The 19,080-nt window shown below is 37.1% G+C and carries 20 protein-coding genes; 14 read left to right on the top strand and 6 right to left on the bottom strand.

Annotation, left to right across the window (positions count from 1 at the left end; translation table 11 throughout):
* Positions 1-238: 238 nt before the first annotated feature.
* Positions 239-2,998, top strand: coding sequence for a lipocalin-like domain-containing protein (locus NSS71_RS20750; protein ID WP_341151999.1), 2,760 nt, complete (start codon positions 239-241; stop codon positions 2,996-2,998).
* Positions 2,999-3,352: 354 nt separating this feature from the next.
* On the opposite strand, the gene NSS71_RS20745 is transcribed toward NSS71_RS20750, so the two are convergent.
* Entirely contained in the window at positions 3,353-3,469 is a 117-nt protein-coding gene (locus NSS71_RS20745) for a YfhE family protein (protein WP_082138460.1), read from the bottom strand.
* A gap of 198 nt (positions 3,470-3,667) precedes the next feature.
* Between NSS71_RS20745 and recX the strand changes: the two genes are divergently transcribed.
* Entirely contained in the window at positions 3,668-4,477 is an 810-nt protein-coding gene (recX, locus tag NSS71_RS20740; RefSeq protein ID WP_341151998.1) for a recombination regulator RecX, read from the top strand.
* Positions 4,478-4,585: 108 nt separating this feature from the next.
* Positions 4,586-4,906 (top strand): YfhH family protein, encoded by a 321-nt coding sequence (locus tag NSS71_RS20735; RefSeq protein WP_047944926.1) that lies wholly within the window; start codon positions 4,586-4,588, stop codon positions 4,904-4,906.
* Between the two features lie 60 nt (positions 4,907-4,966).
* Here the strand turns inward: NSS71_RS20735 and NSS71_RS20730 are convergent, their stop codons facing one another.
* Entirely contained in the window at positions 4,967-5,116 is a 150-nt protein-coding gene (locus tag NSS71_RS20730; RefSeq protein WP_047944925.1) for a small, acid-soluble spore protein K, read from the bottom strand.
* 128 nt (positions 5,117-5,244) lie between these two features.
* Between NSS71_RS20730 and NSS71_RS20725 the strand changes: the two genes are divergently transcribed.
* Positions 5,245-5,514 (top strand): YfhJ family protein, encoded by a 270-nt coding sequence (locus NSS71_RS20725; RefSeq protein ID WP_047944924.1) that lies wholly within the window; start codon positions 5,245-5,247, stop codon positions 5,512-5,514.
* 36 nt (positions 5,515-5,550) lie between these two features.
* On the opposite strand, the gene NSS71_RS20720 is transcribed toward NSS71_RS20725, so the two are convergent.
* On the bottom strand, positions 5,551-6,531 hold the full coding sequence (locus tag NSS71_RS20720; protein ID WP_047944922.1) for a metal-dependent hydrolase: 981 nt from the start codon (positions 6,529-6,531) through the stop codon (positions 5,551-5,553).
* A gap of 413 nt (positions 6,532-6,944) precedes the next feature.
* On the opposite strand from NSS71_RS20720, the gene mutY reads away from it, so the two are divergent.
* Positions 6,945-8,051 (top strand): A/G-specific adenine glycosylase, encoded by a 1,107-nt coding sequence (mutY, locus tag NSS71_RS20715; protein WP_047944920.1) that lies wholly within the window; start codon positions 6,945-6,947, stop codon positions 8,049-8,051.
* A 20-nt stretch (positions 8,052-8,071) separates the two neighbouring features.
* Here the strand turns inward: mutY and NSS71_RS20710 are convergent, their stop codons facing one another.
* Positions 8,072-8,296: a hypothetical protein gene (locus NSS71_RS20710; RefSeq protein ID WP_047944918.1), complete on the bottom strand. Its 225-nt coding sequence runs from the start codon at positions 8,294-8,296 to the stop codon at positions 8,072-8,074.
* 118 nt (positions 8,297-8,414) lie between these two features.
* On the opposite strand from NSS71_RS20710, the gene fabL reads away from it, so the two are divergent.
* From fabL to NSS71_RS20685, 5 genes are all read left to right on the top strand, one after another.
* The gene (fabL, locus tag NSS71_RS20705; RefSeq protein ID WP_047944930.1) at positions 8,415-9,158 is read left to right on the top strand and encodes an enoyl-[acyl-carrier-protein] reductase FabL; all 744 of its coding nucleotides are present in this window, start codon (positions 8,415-8,417) and stop codon (positions 9,156-9,158) included.
* Positions 9,159-9,311: 153 nt separating this feature from the next.
* Positions 9,312-9,494 (top strand): gamma-type small acid-soluble spore protein, encoded by a 183-nt coding sequence (locus tag NSS71_RS20700; protein ID WP_047944917.1) that lies wholly within the window; start codon positions 9,312-9,314, stop codon positions 9,492-9,494.
* A 232-nt stretch (positions 9,495-9,726) separates the two neighbouring features.
* A complete protein-coding gene (locus NSS71_RS20695; RefSeq protein WP_047944915.1) occupies positions 9,727-9,990 on the top strand; it encodes a YgaB family protein in 264 nt (87 codons plus the stop codon).
* Between the two features lie 185 nt (positions 9,991-10,175).
* Positions 10,176-10,706, top strand: coding sequence for a nucleoside tri-diphosphate phosphatase (gene ntdP / locus NSS71_RS20690; RefSeq protein ID WP_047944913.1), 531 nt, complete (start codon positions 10,176-10,178; stop codon positions 10,704-10,706).
* Between the two features lie 450 nt (positions 10,707-11,156).
* Positions 11,157-12,905 (top strand): ABC transporter ATP-binding protein, encoded by a 1,749-nt coding sequence (locus NSS71_RS20685; protein ID WP_061800636.1) that lies wholly within the window; start codon positions 11,157-11,159, stop codon positions 12,903-12,905.
* A 44-nt stretch (positions 12,906-12,949) separates the two neighbouring features.
* On the opposite strand, the gene NSS71_RS20680 is transcribed toward NSS71_RS20685, so the two are convergent.
* Together NSS71_RS20680 and NSS71_RS20675 are read right to left on the bottom strand one after the other, a co-directional pair.
* Entirely contained in the window at positions 12,950-14,035 is a 1,086-nt protein-coding gene (locus NSS71_RS20680; RefSeq protein ID WP_047944910.1) for an FUSC family protein, read from the bottom strand.
* A 417-nt stretch (positions 14,036-14,452) separates the two neighbouring features.
* A complete protein-coding gene (locus NSS71_RS20675) occupies positions 14,453-15,757 on the bottom strand; it encodes a glutamate-1-semialdehyde 2,1-aminomutase (RefSeq protein WP_061800640.1) in 1,305 nt (434 codons plus the stop codon).
* A gap of 216 nt (positions 15,758-15,973) precedes the next feature.
* Between NSS71_RS20675 and NSS71_RS20670 the strand changes: the two genes are divergently transcribed.
* The 4 genes from NSS71_RS20670 to NSS71_RS20655 all read left to right on the top strand — a co-directional run bounded on the left by NSS71_RS20670 (position 15,974) and on the right by NSS71_RS20655 (position 18,888).
* A complete protein-coding gene (locus NSS71_RS20670; protein ID WP_047944907.1) occupies positions 15,974-16,378 on the top strand; it encodes an ion channel in 405 nt (134 codons plus the stop codon).
* A 69-nt stretch (positions 16,379-16,447) separates the two neighbouring features.
* Complete coding sequence (gene bcp / locus NSS71_RS20665) at positions 16,448-16,918, top strand: thioredoxin-dependent thiol peroxidase (protein ID WP_061800641.1); 471 nt, start codon at positions 16,448-16,450, stop codon at positions 16,916-16,918.
* Positions 16,919-17,299: 381 nt separating this feature from the next.
* Positions 17,300-17,743 (top strand): peroxide-responsive transcriptional repressor PerR, encoded by a 444-nt coding sequence (gene perR / locus NSS71_RS20660; RefSeq protein WP_016202777.1) that lies wholly within the window; start codon positions 17,300-17,302, stop codon positions 17,741-17,743.
* A 272-nt stretch (positions 17,744-18,015) separates the two neighbouring features.
* Positions 18,016-18,888 (top strand): nucleotidyltransferase-like protein, encoded by an 873-nt coding sequence (locus NSS71_RS20655; RefSeq protein ID WP_061800643.1) that lies wholly within the window; start codon positions 18,016-18,018, stop codon positions 18,886-18,888.
* Positions 18,889-19,080 lie beyond the last annotated feature (192 nt).

Raw genomic sequence — 19,080 nt, 5'->3', positions numbered from 1 at the left:
AGTTAAGAAAGGGGTGGAAATATAGTTAATGTAAAAGTTAATCTTAATTAATTGATTAAATATTAGTATCATCGAAAGGCATCCATATTGTACCCCATTTTACATAAAAAATCTGAACGTTCACTTTGGTTCTGTACATCACAAGACTTCCTATCAAAAAATGTAGATAAGATGGGATTTATTATGGATAGAAATGTATGCGTTTACAAACGAAAGCAGTGAAGGGGAGAATGAAACGGTGAAGTGTGTTATAAAAAAAGGGTTAGTTTTTTTGTTGGTCATAATCGTACTATTTCCATGGCCTTATGAAAAGGAGAAACAGGTAAAGGCAGAAGGCTCTCAAACTGATTCAATCGAATTTCAGCATGTTTCCGTTCACGACCCGTCCATCATTAAAGGGAATAATGGCTCTTATTATGTTTTTGGATCACATATAGCAGCAGCCAAATCAACGGACTTAATGAATTGGACTTCTCTGGTGACAAGTGAATATCAAGCGCCAGAAAATAATCCAATCTATGGGAATTTGTCTGAAAATCTTGCAGAGTCTTTTAAATGGGCAGGGGAAAATGATGCAGATAGCACTGGGGGTTATTCTGTATGGGCTCCTGATATTTTTTGGAATAAAGATTATGCTTGGGATGATGGTTCAAAGGGAGCTTATATGTTGTATTATAGTGTATCTTCTACCTATATTCGTTCAGCGATAGGCATTGCTGTATCGAAGAATATAGAGGGGCCTTATGATTATAGGGATACTATTATATATTCTGGTTTTACCAATTTTGAAACGACTGATAATAAGAGTGTGATTAATAAACATTGGGAAAATACGAATATCGCAGATTTGATTGCAGACGGTACTTTAGATAATGTAAATCCAGATTGGTTTACAAGTGAGGGAAATTATAATAACGCCCTTTATACGAATGGGATTGATGCAAATATTCTCTATGATGAGAATGGAGATTTATGGATGACATATGGTTCCTGGTCAGGTGGAACGTTTATTTTGCCGCTAGATAAGAAAGCTGGTGTACCCATTTATCCTGGAAAGGATGGAAAAACCTCGGATGGCAGAATAGTTGATCGATATTTCGGTACGAAGATTGCTGGGGGATATGGAAGATCTGGGGAAGGAACATATGCTGTTTACGATAAGGAAACAGGGTATTACTATCTTTACATTACGTACGGTGGATTAGCTTCTGACGGTGGTTATCAAATGAGGCAGTTTAGATCAAAAAAGATTGATGGCCCGTATGAAGACGCCGCTGGTAATGCTGCTGTTTTTCCAGAAAGCTTTAATTTAGGGCCAGGGAATTTCCCGAGCAATGATGATCATAAAGAAATTGGGAATAAAATGATGGGGAATTTCTTGTTTAAAAGAGATCTTGGAGAAGAGGGCAGTGGGATAGGAACAGGATATATGTCACCAGGACATAATTCTTATTTGATAGACGAAGAACTTGGTAAAGAGTTTATTGTGACACATGCTCGATTCCCTCAGCAAGGAGAACTGCATCAAGTGCGTGTCCATCAAACCTTTAAAAACAAGGAGAAATGGCCAGTGCCAACTCCATTTCAATATGCGGGTGAAACAATAGAGACTGTGTCTGAGAAAGATATTGTTGGTGATTATAAGTATATCAATCACGGCAAAGAGATTACGGGGAAATTAACAGAATCGCAATGGATTAAATTAAATGCAGATAAGACAGTTTCCGGTGCTGTAAGTGGGACATGGAAGCTATACGATGATTACAGAGTCGAAGTTGAGATAGAAGGACAAATATATGATGGCGTATTTATTCGTCAATATGATCCTGCAGCCGCGAAATGGGTGATGACCTTTAGTGCTATGTCTGGTGAGGGAGTCGTAATTTGGGGAAGTCGTGTGGATAGTAAATCAAACCAAGAAGTGGTAGCAAGTGTGAAAGCGGAACTAATTAAGGCCATTCCGACCGAGGCAATCAAGGATATCTCCTTGCCAACTCAAGCAGCGCAAGGTACAGCCATTGTCTGGGAATCTTCACAGCCAGAAATCATTTCCAATGATGGGATTGTAACAAGACCGCCATTTGGTTCTGAAAATGCTGATGTAAAATTAACAGCAACTATTACTTTAGGGGATGCGAAAGAAACATTGTCTGTAATGGTTCATGTATTAGCAGAAGAGGAAGGGAGATTAACTGCCTATTATGACTTTAATGATGGGTTTGCAGATCGATCTGGTAATCAGGCCGATGCAATAGTAACAGGTGATCGCATTCACAATACAGGAGGGGAAGTTACGTTTGCAAAGGGTATTGCAGGGAATGCTGCTAAATTTAACGGAGAATCTGGACTTAAATTGGCAGATGGTTTAATTGCAAGTAATAAGTATTCCATATCACTTTGGATGAAACCGGAAGAAATCACGGAATTTACAACGACTTTCTTCGGTGCGAGAACAGAGAATAATTGGATTAGTCTTGTGCCGAATGCACAGAATGTGACAAAGGTATGGTCCCATAATAGTGACCAATGGTATGATGCGGTATCTGACTCTATAATCCCCAAAAATGAATGGACACATTTCGGATTTACGGTAAATGAAGGAGAAGCAAAGGTTTACATTAATGGAGAGGAAAAATTTTCTGATGGGAATTTTCCAGATGTCTTTACAACCGTTAATGCCCAATTTAGTTTAGGTGTAAACTATTGGGACATGCCCTTTAAAGGTTTAATGGATGAAGTACGCGTATATGATGGAATTGTTCTTACAGAAACCGAAATGCAATCACTTTTTGAAAATCCAGGAGCAGAAGAGCCAGGAGCAGAAGAACCGGGAACAGATAAGCCAAGTGCAGAAAATCCGCAGACTGACAACACAGGGAAAACATTACCGAACACTGCAACAAACGAATATAATTGGATAATCGGAGGATTATTCCTGTTGGTAGCGGGCTTAAGTATATCCTTGGTTATACGAAAACGGGCCATAAAAGGGGAATAAATCATGATGGACCACTTAATTTCTGCAGTGATTAAGTGGTTCTTCGTTTTTAGAATGGTAGATGGGGAAATAAAATACTCTTTCAGCATTATTTCTAGTGAAAAAGTTAAACAAATTAGCCACAAGAGAGGGAAGTTGGTTGATGGTTTTTTCAGAAAATAATCACAATAGTGATTGTGGAAAAATGGAGAGGTTATCAACTTAATTACTAACAAGGTAAATGGCGGAAATTAAAGTATTCCACAGGGTTATCCACATTATCAACAGAATTAGGTTTTGGTTATCCACAAAAATGTAAGGGTTTTAAAAAGGGGGAGGAAGAGAATGATGTAAGCCATCTCTTCCTCTAAACGTTTATTTAGTATCTTTTCTATTAGCTGCTCGATCAGCCATTTTAAATTCATGTTGATAGGTTACGGCTTGCATACTAGATAGTGTGTGCTTTGGTTTTTGCTTTTTCTTCCCTTCCATATCACAACAATCCTTTCCATTTTTTCTACTATGTTCTTTATTCTTCCCTAGTTATATAAATTAGATTCAAAATGCGAAGGTAAATTAGTTGAGAGGCAAAAGTATGCCTTTCCACCTTTTATGTGCTACATTTGAAATAGATAAAGTTCGCATGGGATGATTTAGAGAAGGCGAAAAATAGATAACGTGGTGATTGGAATGATTATAAGCAAAATAACAAGACAGAAGGAATTGAATGACCGTTATAATATTTTTACCCTGAAGCAGGGAAAAGATGTGTATGCATTTAGCGTAGATGAAACAGTTCTAATTAAATATAAGCTACGAAAAGGGATGGAGCTGGATTCGCTCTTATTAAATGAAATCCAATATACAGACGAAATAAGAAAAGGATATCATATGGCCGTTCGGTATTTGTCTAAGGTAAAAAGAACGGAAATGGAAGTAAGGAAGCATCTCTCCGCTAAAATGGAAAATGATGCATTGGTTGCAGAGGTAATGACAAAGTTAAAGGAAATGAAATTCATCGATGATGAGGATTACGCTTTTTCCTATGTTCGCACTCAACGGAATACGACAACCAAAGGAGCAGAAACGATTAGACGAGAATTAAGGGAAAAAGGGATCCAGCGGGAATTAATCGAACGTTCGATGGAGGAGCTTTCCTATGAGGATCAAATGCAAGCAGCGAAGAAAATTGTTGCAAAATTTTTGGCTGGCAAGAAAAAGGATTCTAAGAAGATTATCATCCAGAAATTAGAGCAGACTCTTGTTAGAAAGGGATATACCTCTGATATTATCCAACAAGTAAAAAGGATGCCGGAGATTGTGGAAATGGATACAGATGAATTAGAAACCGTTCGTATCCATGGGGAGAAGGCAAGAAGAAAATTTGCCAAGTTCACTGGATATGAATTCAAGCAAAAAATGAAGCAGTTCTTATACCGTAAAGGATTCTCTATGGATCTTATCGAACAGTATTTAGACGAAATAGAAAATGAAGACTAATTAGTTATCGGCGTAGTGTTAACAACAAACTTCAGTAGAAATGAAAGCTGATTTTTTGCCGATTCTGAGGATTTTTATTAAACTAGTTGGTAGTGGAGGGGAATATAAATGCTGACAAAAAGATATAGCATGATGACAGAACACGAGCTCCGTATGGAAATATCCACTTTAAATGATCAAGCAAAAAAAGCAGAGCAGCTTGGTATGGTTAATGAATATGCTGTTTTAGAAAGAAAAGCAGTTCTTGCCAAATCGTATTTATTAAATCCTAAAGATTATAAAGCTAATGAAATATATGAAATAGAAGGCGATCCAGGAGTTCTTTTTCAAATCGATTATATGAATGGCGTTTTTGCGTGGGGAAAGCGACAAGTAGATGGAAGCCAAGAAGAGGGGATTCCAATCGCATTATTAAAGAAGAAAGCATAAGGAAAAGAGTGGAGGGACCAAAAGTGGTCTCTCCCTCTTTCCTGCAGAATAAAAATCTGCTTATTTTTTTGGTTTGCGATGTGAGGAAGCATGCATTCTCTCTTGAGGATGTGTATTGATTGTGCCATTGGCTCTTTTCGAAGCGTATTCTGTTTTTGCTCTCGGTTCTCCCTCAAGCTTAACATCATTTGTATTATCTACATTTCCCATCGTCATACCTCCAAAGAATCAACTAAGTCAAAGGTAATAAACTTCAACTTTGTTTATTACAATGGATAGTATTTGTTAATTACCAGCAATCTATTAGTAAAAACAAAAAAGAAAGAAGGAATGAAATAATGCATGAAGCACAGAAGAAATTAGTGGAGCGGCTATTGGAGCTTAATTCGTTTATTTCAGTTGGCCAAGCACAAACATGGGTGGAATTATTATGGGAGGATTTTGAGGCAACCTATGCTAAAGCGGGTCGTAAATATCAGGGAGAAGAAGTAACGGAACGAGTTGTTAGTCAGTGGATTGAGAACTACGGAGGAAAGCTTCATGAATTTGTAGCTGAAAACCCAAAATATAAAGAATTCCTTGCAGATGATAAAAAGAAATTGCATTAAAAAGAGGTCGACTTTAAAAGTCGACCATTTTTCATGCTAATTGGTTAAGATATCGAGTTTCTTTTTCAGCTTATCTTCACTAAAGATCCAGCCTGTGTAGGAAGTGATGATATTCAAGTTTAGATCGAGATGAACAACGGCGACAAATGGATAGTGCCCGTTGCTTCGGTAGCGTAAATCAATGAAGCGGACTTGGTATTGGTCATCCAGCTCGATAACTTCCCACCTAAATACAGGAGAGAAGGATAGGAAAGCAGATAGGTTCTTATCTTTTTGAGCTGCGGTTAGGACTGGTGTATCTGGAACTGGAATACGATGGAACTTATCATAAATTTCAATTTCGTGCTGATGGGACCTGCCGACATAGAAGGAGTCGTCGGTCATCACAGCGATACGCCAATGGTTATATCTCATGGTTGGCGATAAAATGATTTCCTTTGCATCTGGAATTCTTTTTTTCACATTTATTTTTACCTGCCGTTGTGTAAATACCCGCAGAAGGTAATAGCCAATCAGTACGATATATAAAGTTAAAAAGGTATATCCAGGATCTGATCCAAATACCCAAAATAAGATTGCTACAATATGCATGGAGAAAATGATGGGATCAAATGTATTAATAATCCCCAATGCGACCCATTTATTTGTAAAAGGACGTAGAGCCTGTGTTCCATAGGCATTAAATATATCGACAAATACATGCAGGAAAACAGCTATAAACGTCCAAAGCCATAAATGAAACAAATTTGCCTCTGGGAAAAGCGGGTACATGACAGCAAGTATAAGTAGGGGCCACAAAAGTACTGCTGGGATGGAGTGTGTCACTCCACGATGGTTGCGTATATAAACAGCATTATTTCTTAATTTTAATACTGTATCAATATCTGGTATTTGTGAGCCGATGATAGTGGCGATTATTACACCAGTTGTTGTTGCAGGATCAGAAGCAACAACTGGGTCTAACGTGGCTAACCCGCCAAGCGCAATCCCCATAACAATATGTGTTCCTGTATCCAAAATACCAAACCTCCCTGATTTTCTCTCCGAATTATTTGGATGAAAACACCATAATTACAATAAAAATATCCTTTTCTTTTTTCTTAACAAAAGATACACTACAAACAGTTAACATATTCGCATAATGAAAAATACGGATAATGTTATTAAATAATAAATAAAGTTGGCAAACAATCGGACAAACGCGTAATTTTATCAAAAAATAGCTCTTCTATTTAAAATGAGGCAAATTTACATATTTATACTTATTATTGCTATCAAACTTGGCTATTGGTAAGAACGTGAATCATTTTGTGCTACTTTCATTCTATCCCATTCCATCCTATGATGCACACCATGTCCAATAGTAGTAAAAGAAATCTATATATTGTTATTCCCAAAAAAAATTAATAATTAACATCTGGAGGTTAATCGTGACAGATAGGCAAGAAATAATCAAAAATCAAGTAGATGTCGAGCGGTTTAGAGAAGATTTATTAAATTGGTTTACAGAGGAACAAAGGGAACTGCCATGGAGACAAGATCAAGATCCCTATAAAGTATGGGTATCTGAAATCATGCTTCAGCAAACAAAGGTAGATACGGTTATCCCTTATTTTAATCGATTCATTTCTCAATTTCCAACCATTGAGGCGTTGTCAGAGGCAGAAGAAGAAAAAGTACTGAAGGCCTGGGAAGGATTAGGTTATTATTCAAGAGCGCGTAATTTACATGCTGCTGTTAAGGAAGTGCATGAAAAGTACGGGGGCAAAGTGCCAGATACTCCGAAAGAAATTGCGTCCTTAAAAGGAGTAGGACCTTATACAGCCGGTGCAATTTTGAGTATAGCATATGGAGTTCCAGAACCTGCTGTTGATGGAAATGTAATGAGAGTTTTATCGAGGATTCTCTCGATTTGGGAAGATATTGCAAAACCAAAAACAAGAAAGACATTTGAAGAAGCAGTACGTGTGCTGATCTCGCATGAGAATCCGTCCTTTTTCAATCAAGCGCTTATGGAGCTCGGTGCCTTAATTTGTACACCAACTTCTCCTTCGTGCCTGCTTTGTCCAGTAAGAGAGCATTGTCATGCCTTTGAGGATGGGACTGTTACAGAGCTTCCTGTAAAGACAAAAACGAAGAAACAAAAGTCAATCCAGCTTGCGGCAGTCGTTTTAACAGATGAAGAGGGACGAACATTGATTCATAAACGGCCAAATACAGGATTGCTGGCAAATTTATGGGAATTTCCTAATATGGAAATTGTTCAAGTGTTAAAGAGCGAGAAAGCACAGCTTGAGGAGAAGCTGTTAGAAGACTATCAGGCTAAAGTAGAAGTTGGCGAAATGATTACTAGGATTGAACATGTTTTTTCACATTTGATCTGGAACATCAATGTATATAGCGGAAAGTTAATAGCATTAAAAGAGGAAAAGGAAGATATCAGAAGAGTAAATGCGGATGAAATTGCACCATTCCCATTCCCTGTATCTCATCAGAAGATGCTGAAATTTTTACCAGAGCAAGTGAAGAAAGGGTGACCATTTGTGGTCATCCCCTATTACTCATAGCTTACTTCTGTCCCATGTGTATAATCAGCTTCGTTTCTTTTTAACCCGCCTCTGTTTTCCATTTCCTCTATGATGCTGCGGTGAATACTGACACCTTCGCTATTGAGATAAGGCGTCATTTGCTGCAGGGAGTGATGAAAGTAGGCAAGTTCATTATCTTTCCAATCTGATTTAGCGATAAGGGCTAATTCGGTCATATCTCTGCCAACATACATGTGTTATACCTTCCTTTACTTTTCCCGTATTCTCCTCTATTGTGTGTATGTTGATTGCGAAGTATGCATGAATAGAGGTAAAATGAGAAGTAAATGGATGGGAAAGGAATTAATAAGAATGACAAACAAAGTAGCATTAATTACAGGAAGCAGTAGAGGAATCGGAAAGGCAACAGCCATTCGCTTAGCCAAAGAAGGCTATGATATTGTTATCAACTATGCAAGAAGCAAAAAAGCAGCACAAGAAACTGCTGACGAGATTACGGCGCTTGGCAGAAAAGTGCTTCTAGTAAAAGCGAATGTTGGAGATGTAGACAAAATAAAGGCGATGTTTGCAGAAGTAAAAGCAGAGTTTGGGCGCTTAGATGTATTTATTAACAACGCAGCATCTGGGGTATTACGACCAATTATGGAGTTAGAAGAATCTCACTGGAATTGGACAATGAATATTAATAGTAAAGCCTTATTATTCTGTGCGCAAGAAGCAGCGAAGCTAATGGATAAAGGCGGAAAAATCGTTAGCATCAGCTCGCTGGGAGCGATTCGCTATTTAGAAAACTATACAACAGTTGGAGTGAGTAAAGCTGCTGTAGAGGCCTTAACTAGATATTTAGCGGTAGAATTAGCACCGAAAAATATTGTAGTAAATGCTGTTTCCGGTGGAGCAGTTGATACCGAGGCATTAACACATTTTCCAAATAGAGAAGAATTGCTTCAAGCGGCAGCGGAAAAAACACCGGCTGGCAGAATGGTCGAAATGGAAGATCTCGTCAATACCGTCATGTTCTTAGTAAGCGATGATGCAAGCATGATAAGAGGACAAACGATTATTGTGGATGGCGGTATTTCGTTGCTAGTATAAGCGGGCCGGGCGGTTTGGTTTGTGGAAAAAAGGAGATTTCCTATAAAGGAGAACTCCTTTTTTTTTCTATCGATATGGATTTTATTGGTAATAAAAAACTTTGGATAGAAACGAAGTGTCTGGGACAAATTAATAGGCGTGGAGGTGATATTCATGGCTAAAAAAGCTGGTGCTACACAAAGTGGAACTAACATTCAAGAAGTAAAACAACAAAACGCTCAAGCAGGCCAAGGTCAACAATTTGGTACTGAATTTGCAAGCGAAACAAACGCTTCAGAAGTAAGAAAGCAAAATCAACAAGCTGAATCTAGAAAATCTCAAAACACAAGCAAATAATGCAAACAAAGGGCACTTCACTTACGGGAGAGTGCCCTTTGCTTTTGTTATCGAAACTTTTTATGTTCGACAAAACTTCTTCTTTGTCTACAGAAGTAGTCAAAGGAATTAACATACATACGAAGAAATAGTAAAAGGTAGAGTTAATAGAAAAAGGGCCGTTCCCTTTTTATAAGTTGAAACATATAAATCAATACAGTACCTAAAAATGAAGAGTAGGATGTGTTTTTTCATGGATGTATTTAATGGTTTAGTTGGAGAGCAAATGCGAATTATGGAAAAACTGCTATATTTACAAGGAGAATTAGAAAGGTGTGAAGAGATAGAAGCACAACTACTAATTCTCCAAAAAGAAACGGAACTAAAAGAAGTGCAAATAGAAATCAGCAATATGAAGGAAGAGCTAAAGAAAATACAAAAAATCTTTGAATTACAAACAGAAAAAGTTATTAAAGTCTACCAAGAAAATGAACTGAAACTATCATCTAGTTCATAAAAATATGGAATATTTAAAACCATTGTGTAATTTCAATGGTTCTTTTGTTTTAAATTTACTAGAGAACCGTTATAATAAGAAAAAAGAGGAATCGTACTTTGTTGCCTTAAAGGAAATAATGAATCGCTTTTAGTATGTAACAGGTTACAAAGCGTCCGTAAATAGAAAGTAGGGGAGAAATAAAAATGGGCGTACCTATCGAGGGTGAACCAATACAAATTCACAGTTATAAGCATAATGGGCACATCCATCGAATCTGGGACGAAACAACAATACTTAAAGGGACGCAGAACTTAATTATAGGTGGCAATGATCGTACAATTGTTACGGAATCAGATGGAAGAACGTGGGTAACACGTGAACCGGCAATCTGTTATTTTCATTCCCAACAATGGTTTAATGTCATTGGCATGCTTAGAGAAGATGGCATTCATTATTATTGCAACCTAAGCTCACCGTTTATTTACGATGGAGAGGCACTTAAGTATATTGATTATGATTTGGACATCAAAATCTTTCCGGATATGACATTCAATTTACTAGATGAAGATGAGTATGAACGTCACCGCCAAGAAATGAAATATCCAGAGGTCATTGATCGTATTTTGAAGACGCAAGTAACGCAATTAATACATTGGATAAGACAAAGAAAAGGTCCCTTTGCACCAGATTTTGTTGATTTGTGGTATGAAAGATACTTAACGTACAGAAGTTAATATGGATGACTGAAAAAAGCATGTTGAATTTCAGCAGGCTTTTTTCTTATGCATTCGCTGCGAATAGTGATAAAATGGTTCATTGTTATTAAAACGATTAAGAGTTCGAAGATTGATGGCTCGTGGGCCGTTTGGTTTGGGGAATGAGTGATGTTTAGAGGGGATCGATTCTGTGCCCGATTTGGTTTTGAAAGTGAGTTGAAGGAAATAGAGAGGGGCTCTCTGTGTCCGAAGCGAAAAGAAAATGCGTGAACTGAGAAGAAAGAGTGGAAAAAGGTAAAAGAGACCCGTCCCTCTGTGCCCGTTTCAAAAGAGCACTGAGCAGATCAGCCATGCTCACCAGTTTACGCGCTATCTTTCACAGTATTTTTAACAGAATGAGCTAAAATGAAGTTTTCCAAACACAAAAAAAGGAAAAAGAACAAATGCAACATAGAGAGGGGAGTATATGTGGACAGTATTAAAAGGTATATGACCTTTGTAAAGCCATACCGATGGCAAATTATAGGTACAATCATTATCGGCATTGTGAAATTTGCCATTCCGCTATTAATTCCATTGTTATTAAAATATGTAATTGATGATATTATCAATAATCCAGCCTTAGATCAGGCCACTAAAATGAGCAATCTGTGGACAATCATGATTATTATGACCATTGTCTTTATCGTGGTGAGACCACCGATTGAATACTATCGTCAATATTTCGCTCAATGGACTTCTAATAAAATTCTGTATGATATTAGAGATCAGCTTTTTATGCATCTGCAAAAATTGAGCCTGAAATATTATTCCAATACCCGTGCAGGGGAAGTTATTTCCCGTGTCATAAATGATGTGGAACAAACGAAAAACTTTATTTTAACCGGCCTAATGAATTTATGGTTAGATGCCGTAACGATTTTGATTACAATCGGAATCATGTTCACGATGGACGTAAAGCTAACATTTGTCTCTATTATTTTACTGCCGTTTTACGCGCTTTCCGTTAGCTACTTTTTTGGGAATTTACGCAAATTAACAAGAGAAAGATCCCAAGCTTTAGCAGGCGTACAAAGCTTTCTTCATGAAAGAGTCCAAGGAATTTCGGTTATTAAAAGCTTTGCGACAGAAAATCATGAACAAAAGCATTTCCAAAAGTATAATAATACCTTCTTGGAAAAAGCGGTCAATCATACGAAATGGAATGCGAAAGCGTTCGCTGTCGTCAATACGATTACCGATATTTCGCCACTGATTGTAATTGCCTATTCAGGCTACCAAGTATTGAATGGCGATATATCGCTTGGAGCGATGATGGCATTTTTTGCGTATATTGAAAGATTATATAATCCATTGAGAAGATTAGTGAATTCCTCTACGACCTTAACACAGTCTATCGCATCAATGGACAGGGTGTTTGATTTAATTGATGAAAAATATGATATCCAAGATAAACCAAATGCAGTTCCTTGTACAAATGTAAAAGGAGATATTACTTTTGAAGAAGTGGACTTTGCTTACGATACAAACGATCCGAAAGTATTAGATAATATTTCCTTACATATTAAACAAGGAGAGACAGTAGCATTTGTTGGGATGAGCGGTGGCGGTAAGTCTTCCTTGATAAGTCTTATTCCAAGATTCTTTGATGTAACAGGAGGGAGAATTCTCTTAGACGGAATAGATATCAGAGATGTGCAAGCACGTTCCTTGCGTGATCAAATTGGAATGGTTCTGCAAGAAAATATTCTCTTCAGTGAATCAATTAGGGAAAATATTATGATAGGAAAGCCTAATGCGACTGAAGAGGAAGTAATTGCCGCTGCTAAAGCTGCCAATGCTCATGACTTTATCACCCAGCTTCCAGAAGGGTATGAAACAAAAGTGGGCGAAAGAGGCGTGAAATTAAGCGGCGGTCAGAAGCAAAGAGTAGCAATTGCACGTGTATTCTTGAAAAACCCGCCAATCTTAATTTTGGACGAGGCCACTTCTGCCTTAGACTTGGAAAGTGAACAGTCCATTCAAGAATCACTAGAAGAACTGGCCAAAGACAGAACGACCCTAATTGTAGCCCATCGTTTATCTACGATTACTCATGCCGATCGCATCATTTTGATTGAACATGGAAAAATTATGGAAGATGGTACACATGAGGAACTAATGAAATTGCAAGGTCATTATCACGATCTATTTCAAATTCAGCAATTAGGAAATTAGAGATAAAAAAGGATCCAGAAGCAAGTACTGGATCCTTTTTTATTTTACTCTTCAATCGTTACATCAGCTTCATGCTGATGATGAACTTGAATGGAAGTGATTAATGTATCTAGATGCTCTACATTCTCGTCATATTCAATAATGGCAGAAACAATTTGCATCATATGATATTGCTTTAATTCTTCTTCATTTTCAAGTACGGATGGTTCTGTCTCTTTATAGTAAAGCATTAACTCTTGGAAAAGCATATTTCGGTCAAGAGAAATGCTGCCTTCTTCAAAAACAACATTTGGCTTTACTTTTCCAATAAATTTAAGCATGACATGTTCATGATGGTGAATAAGGCAGTCAAGCTGCTGTTGAATAATATTTTGAAAATCCTCCGGCAAACTTAATAACTCATTTTCATATCGATGAATCTTTTTCAAGGTTTGAAAAGATTTCTTTAATGTGGCAATCATTTGCCGGTAAATGACTAATTTTCTCGTTTTTAATAAAGTTGTTCTTTTAAAATAATTCCGCTCTTCTTTGTACAGGATATATAACTGATCAATGCGCATTAAACGTTCCGACATTTTATCGATATCATTCTTTAACAGACTATGTTCCGATGCATGTCTAATGTTTAGGCGGATCCATTTTGTTATTTCCTCACTTAAATCGGAAAGTTGATTGTACAATTTATTTTCATACTTAGGTGGTATAAAAATCAGATTGACAGTCGAAGCAGAAAGAATTCCGAGCATTACCGTCGAGAAGCGAATAATCGCAAAGGTAATGAAATCATCTGTAGGTGATTCCATAATGGCAATCAAGGTAACTACAGATAAAGTAATTGTCTTTTCTAAGTGTAATTTTAAGTTGATTGTAATAACAATGATGGCGGCAAGTCCAATAATAAAAACGTTGTTACCAAAGCTTAATACAAAGATGACTGCGATAATAGCACCAATGATATTGCCTTGTACTTGTTCAATGATCGATAAATAAGAACGATAGACAGTTGGCTGTATAGCAAAAATGGCAGAAATTCCTGCGAAAACAGGAGTTGGTGCATTTAAAAGTTGCGCTAGAAATAAAGCTAACACGATGGCGATTCCTGTTTTCAGAACGCGCGCTCCTAATGTCATAAATAAGTGTTCCTTTCATTTAATCTTTCTAACTATTTTCTTATACCCCTTACTTTTTGCGAAAAACACGAAAAGTAAACACAATAATGTACTATACATTGATTAGATGTGAACTTCAATAGACTGATGACTGATTTTTTCTTTTTTCGAAGGATTTTAAAAAAATGGACATATTGTTGTTAAAATTGAAATGGTTTTACATAATAGTAGAAGGTGTAAAACGTTCTAATGGGGGACTGATTTCCGCTGAGGGCGCGGGGCAGGCGGGGAGTCTTCTCGGCGTTCATTCCGCTTCAATCATCTGTGGTGGAATTTTAGAGAGAGCTTATATCTATTTAATTTAAAAGAGGAAGAGATAGTAGATCACTTTTGTGAAAATAAAAAAGGTCCAGAATTCCTCTGAACCTTTTTCTAAACTTAAAACTTATATTCTTCTTTTAATGCAGCGAACGCTTGGTCAACCGCGTGCAGGGTTGCTTCGATATCTTCTTCTGTATGCGCGATAGTGATGAACCATGCTTCGTATTTGGATGGTGCCAGCATGATTCCTTGTTCTACTAATAGCTTGAAGAAGCGGCCAAACATTTCACTGTCAGTGCTTTCTGCTTGTTTGTAGTTGTAGACCTTCTCGGTAGTAAAGAAGACAGTAAGTGCTCCTTTTAGGCGGTTAATAGTAATTGGAACATTGTATTTGGCAGCTGCTTCTAAAATGCCATTTTCTAATAATGCGCCTAATTTATCGAGATGATCGTATACGCCTTCTTGCTTTAATACTTCTAGACAAGCGATTCCAGCTTGGATGGAGGCTGGGTTTCCAGCATGAGTTCCTGCTTGGTATGCTGGTCCAACTGGTGCCACTTGATCCATGATTTCTTTTCTTCCGCCATAAGCGCCGATTGGAAGACCGCCGCCGATTACTTTTCCTAAGGCGGTCAGGTCAGGGTAAACACCTAATAAATCCTGTGCTCCACCGTAAGTAAAGCGGAAAGCAGTAATTACCTCATCATAAATAACAAGTGCGCCTGCTGCATGTGTTAAATCATTAATTCCCTGTAAAAATCCTTCCACTGGTTCAACAATTCCAAAGTTCCCAACGATTGGCTCGACAAGAACGGCGGCCACTTGATCACCCCATTTATCCAATGCATCTTTATAGGCATCTAAATCATTGAAAGGAACCGTGATAACGTCTGCAGCAATTACTGCAGGAACACCGGCAGAATCTGGTGTGCCAAGCGTAGAAGGACCTGAACCAGCTGCGACAAGCATTGGATCAGAGTGACCATGGTAGCATCCAGCGAATTTGATGACTTTATTTCTGCCAGTATACGCGCGAGCAACACGAATGGTAGTCATTACTGCTTCTGTTCCAGAATTCATAAAACGGATTTTTTCCATGGAAGGAATTGCTTCCTGCAGCATTTTCGCGAATTTCACTTCATGCGGAGTTGGCGTTCCGAATAATAGGCCAGTTTCTGCAGCGCGTGTTACTGCCTTTGTAATATGTGGATGAGCATGTCCTGTAACAATCGGACCGTATGCAGCTAAATAATCGATATATTGATTTCCGTCTACATCAAAGAAGTAAGCACCTTGTCCTCTTTCCATTACGATCGGTGACCCGCCGCCAACCGCCTTATAAGAGCGCGAAGGACTGTTGACACCTCCGACAATAATCTCTAAAGCTTCTTCATGCAATCGTTCTGAATTTGTATGTAACATATAAACCTCCTATAAATCGTATCATTCTATAAAAAATACCTTCCCCCATTTTAGCACTTTTTAAAAGAAGTTAAAGGGAAACAGCTTTTTAACCTAAGAGTACCTTTCCTACGTTTTCAATAGGAGAAATGGATAAACGAATAAATAAACAAGACAAGCATAGATATTAATGATAGAGGAATCACATTTATTGCAAGGAAGTAAGGAGGTAAGGAAATGTTTTATGTCTTATTAGCACTCATTCTATTTTTTATTGCAATGAGCTTAAAAACACTATTTGTTCCTTACCGCAGAAAAGAAAAATGGGTCTCATTCGAGAATTTTATGTACTTAATTTTTGTCTATATCACCATTATGATTGGCTTTGGTCTAATCTATACATTATTCCAGATGAATGGCATCCCGGTTTATAATGATGGACAGGCGCCTTCTTTAAACTATGACTTCTTTCATACACTCCATACGAGTATTTATTTTAGCGGGGTGACCTTATTTTCCGTAGGGTTTGGTGATTTAATGCCAATTGGTATGGGACGAATGGTTGTCCTTATTGAAGCATTGATCGGATACACGATTCCTGCTGCTTTTGTAGCACGAGCAGTATTTGATCTGAACAACTAGCAAACTGCTTTTCTTGATTCATGGAAGCATTTTAGGTAGGCTTGAATAAAAAAGCAAAGGCGGGATAATATGTCTGTTCATATTGGAGAAGCAGTGCCAGATTTTGAATTAGAAGCAAATGATGGAGAGAAAATAAAATTATCCGATTATCGAGGGAGGAATGTTGTCTTATATTTTTATCCGAAAGATATGACACCAGGATGTACAACAGAAGCATGTGATTTTCGCGATAATCATGAAGATTTCCAAGGTTACAACGCAGTAGTACTAGGAGTCAGCCCTGATCCGATTGCAAGACATCAGAAATTTATTGAAAAGCACGAGCTGCCATTCCCATTATTATCGGATGAAAATCATGAAGTAGCGGAAAGCTTTGATGTCTGGAAATTAAAAAAGAATTTCGGAAAAGAGTATATGGGAATTGAAAGATCAACCTTCTTGATCGATAAAGAAGGGAAGCTTGTGAAGGAATGGCGCAAAGTAAAAGTCGCTGGTCATGTAGAAGAAATCAAACAAGCTTTAGAAAAAATCGAAGCCTAATTTTTAAGGTAGGGACTTTTGTCCATTCATTAAAAGCCGAAGAGCATATTGTATAGTGAGCATATACCTCCTCATATATATGTCGGTGGCCAACGAAAGCGTTCGTTGGTCTTTTTTTATGGAGAAAAGGGGAAATGGATAAAACTTCTGGTGAAAAAAGTAAGGTCTCATGCATATAATGTAAGTGTATTATCAATAACATCTTAGCATCGACTATTATGTAATAGTATCTATTGTTAAATAATCATTATTGTTTATTCAGATTGTTCATACATCTAGAAAACCGCGCTCTTACAGTAACTGTGTTGACAAAACCCTCCTATTATTAGTACACTATTTATAAACATTATAAAATAAGAATATCTTTTAGAAATGGGGTGCATGTCCGTGGAACATAATGAGTTGCAAGAAGCTCTTGATAAGCTGAAAGAAACAGGAGTGCGCATTACCCCGCAGCGTCATGCGATACTTGAATATTTAATAAGCTCAATGTCACATCCGACTGCCGATGAAATTTATAAAGCACTTGAAGGCAAATTTCCAAATATGAGTGTAGCCACTGTTTATAATAATTTAAGAGTTTTTCGTGAAGTGAATTTAGTAAAGGAACTGACATACGGAGATTCCTCCAGCCGGTTTGATTTTATAACTTCTCACCATTATCATATTATCTGTAAAGAGTGTGGCAAAATAGTTGATTTCCATTATCCAGGACTTGATGAGGTAGAGCAATTTGCCAGCCATGTTTCAGGATTCAAAATCAGCCACCACCGTCTGGAAATTTACGGTACTTGTCCTGATTGTGCTCAAAAAGAAGCGCACTAATGTAGAGAATAGAAGAGGCTGTCTTTTTAAGAGTTACTTTCGTATAAACGTAGCGAGGGGAAATCTTAAAAAGATATCCTCTTTTTTCTGTTTAATCGTTGAAACGAGACTGAAATATTATATGGCAGAAATGATAGCAAAAAGTAATTCTATTTTTAAACAAGTTATAGTAAGATTTCATGTATGCCTTGGAAATAGGGCAGGATTTTAAGAGAAAATGTCGAAATAATACGAAACGAATAAAATTTATTCATGGAGATGGAGGAATAACGATGGAAGATATTCTTCGTCCTATATATCAAGAAAGAGCTAGCCAGACAAATACATTGGGCGTATTAATCATTGATAAGAAACAAAATGAAATGACTGTGACAGATACTTTTGATACAGTCATGCTAATTATTGTGAAAGAAGCAGAACAGCCTGTTTTTATCAAGCACTATACATATGCAGATAAGAAAGCGGCTCTACATATTGTTACAGAAAAACAATTAAGAAGCTGGATTTTATTAGGGAATAACAAAAGAATTTTTGAATGGATATATAATGGGAGAGTTGTTTTTGATCGCAATGAATTTATTTATCAACTCAAAAATGAGTTGAAAGAATTTCCCGTTAACGAAAGAAAACAAAAAATGGCGCTAGAATTCGCCAAGCTTATTAAACGATATATGGATGGGAAAGCGTTCTTTGAAAATAAACATTATCTGGACGCCTATAATGATATTGTTCATTCCTTACATCATTTAGCTCGATTAGCTGTGATCGAAAATGGATTCCACCCAGAAGTAACCGTATGGAGCCAAGTAAAACAAATGGAGCCAGAAATCTATAAACTATATGTAGAATTAGTAAATAGTGATGAACCCATTGAAAAGAGACTCGAGCTATTATTCTTAGCAAGTGAATTTTTAATTCATTCAAGAATGAGAACAAGCACAAGCTATATACTCGATATATTAAAAGAAAAAGACGCTTGGACATTTAACGAACTGTTAGAAAAAGAAGAACTGCTTATCTACGCAGTTGATTTAGGAATGTTGATCGAATACTTAATCGATAAGCATTTAATAGAAGTAGTCAACATTTCTACGAAAAGCCCAGGTGTTTATCATCGATGCTATCGTGTTTTAGAAAAAAAATAAAAAAGTTTTAGAAAAAGTGTTGACCATTATCGTAGAATAATGTTATATTAATATCCGTCGCTGAAACAACACGAACTGTTGAAGTAAACGACGGAATAGAATTTCTAAAAAACACTATTGACAATAAAGGTTGATAGATGTTATATTAGGAAAGTCGCTTCCTAAGTGACTAACTAAATTGCTCTTTGAAAA

The organism is Niallia sp. FSL W8-0951 (assembly GCF_038006525.1).
GTDB classification, from domain to species: domain Bacteria; phylum Bacillota; class Bacilli; order Bacillales; family Cytobacillaceae; genus Niallia; species Niallia circulans.
The sequence above is the reverse complement of the archived record's forward strand: the minus strand, read 5'-3'. Positions and strand labels throughout refer to the sequence as shown.

Coding starts and splice junctions, on each gene's coding strand:
- NSS71_RS20745 (WP_082138460.1), bottom strand. CDS start 3,469: ATGGAAGGGAAGAAAAAGCAAAAACCAAAGCACACACTATCTAGTATG.
- recX (WP_341151998.1), top strand. CDS start 3,668: ATGATTATAAGCAAAATAACAAGACAGAAGGAATTGAATGACCGTTAT.
- NSS71_RS20735 (WP_047944926.1), top strand. CDS start 4,586: ATGCTGACAAAAAGATATAGCATGATGACAGAACACGAGCTCCGTATG.
- NSS71_RS20730 (WP_047944925.1), bottom strand. CDS start 5,116: ATGGGAAATGTAGATAATACAAATGATGTTAAGCTTGAGGGAGAACCG.
- NSS71_RS20725 (WP_047944924.1), top strand. CDS start 5,245: ATGCATGAAGCACAGAAGAAATTAGTGGAGCGGCTATTGGAGCTTAAT.
- NSS71_RS20710 (WP_047944918.1), bottom strand. CDS start 8,296: ATGTATGTTGGCAGAGATATGACCGAATTAGCCCTTATCGCTAAATCA.
- fabL (WP_047944930.1), top strand. CDS start 8,415: ATGACAAACAAAGTAGCATTAATTACAGGAAGCAGTAGAGGAATCGGA.
- NSS71_RS20700 (WP_047944917.1), top strand. CDS start 9,312: ATGGCTAAAAAAGCTGGTGCTACACAAAGTGGAACTAACATTCAAGAA.
- NSS71_RS20695 (WP_047944915.1), top strand. CDS start 9,727: ATGGATGTATTTAATGGTTTAGTTGGAGAGCAAATGCGAATTATGGAA.
- ntdP (WP_047944913.1), top strand. CDS start 10,176: ATGGGCGTACCTATCGAGGGTGAACCAATACAAATTCACAGTTATAAG.
- NSS71_RS20680 (WP_047944910.1), bottom strand. CDS start 14,035: ATGACATTAGGAGCGCGCGTTCTGAAAACAGGAATCGCCATCGTGTTA.
- NSS71_RS20675 (WP_061800640.1), bottom strand. CDS start 15,757: ATGTTACATACAAATTCAGAACGATTGCATGAAGAAGCTTTAGAGATT.
- NSS71_RS20670 (WP_047944907.1), top strand. CDS start 15,974: ATGTTTTATGTCTTATTAGCACTCATTCTATTTTTTATTGCAATGAGC.
- bcp (WP_061800641.1), top strand. CDS start 16,448: ATGTCTGTTCATATTGGAGAAGCAGTGCCAGATTTTGAATTAGAAGCA.
- perR (WP_016202777.1), top strand. CDS start 17,300: ATGTCCGTGGAACATAATGAGTTGCAAGAAGCTCTTGATAAGCTGAAA.
- NSS71_RS20655 (WP_061800643.1), top strand. CDS start 18,016: ATGGAAGATATTCTTCGTCCTATATATCAAGAAAGAGCTAGCCAGACA.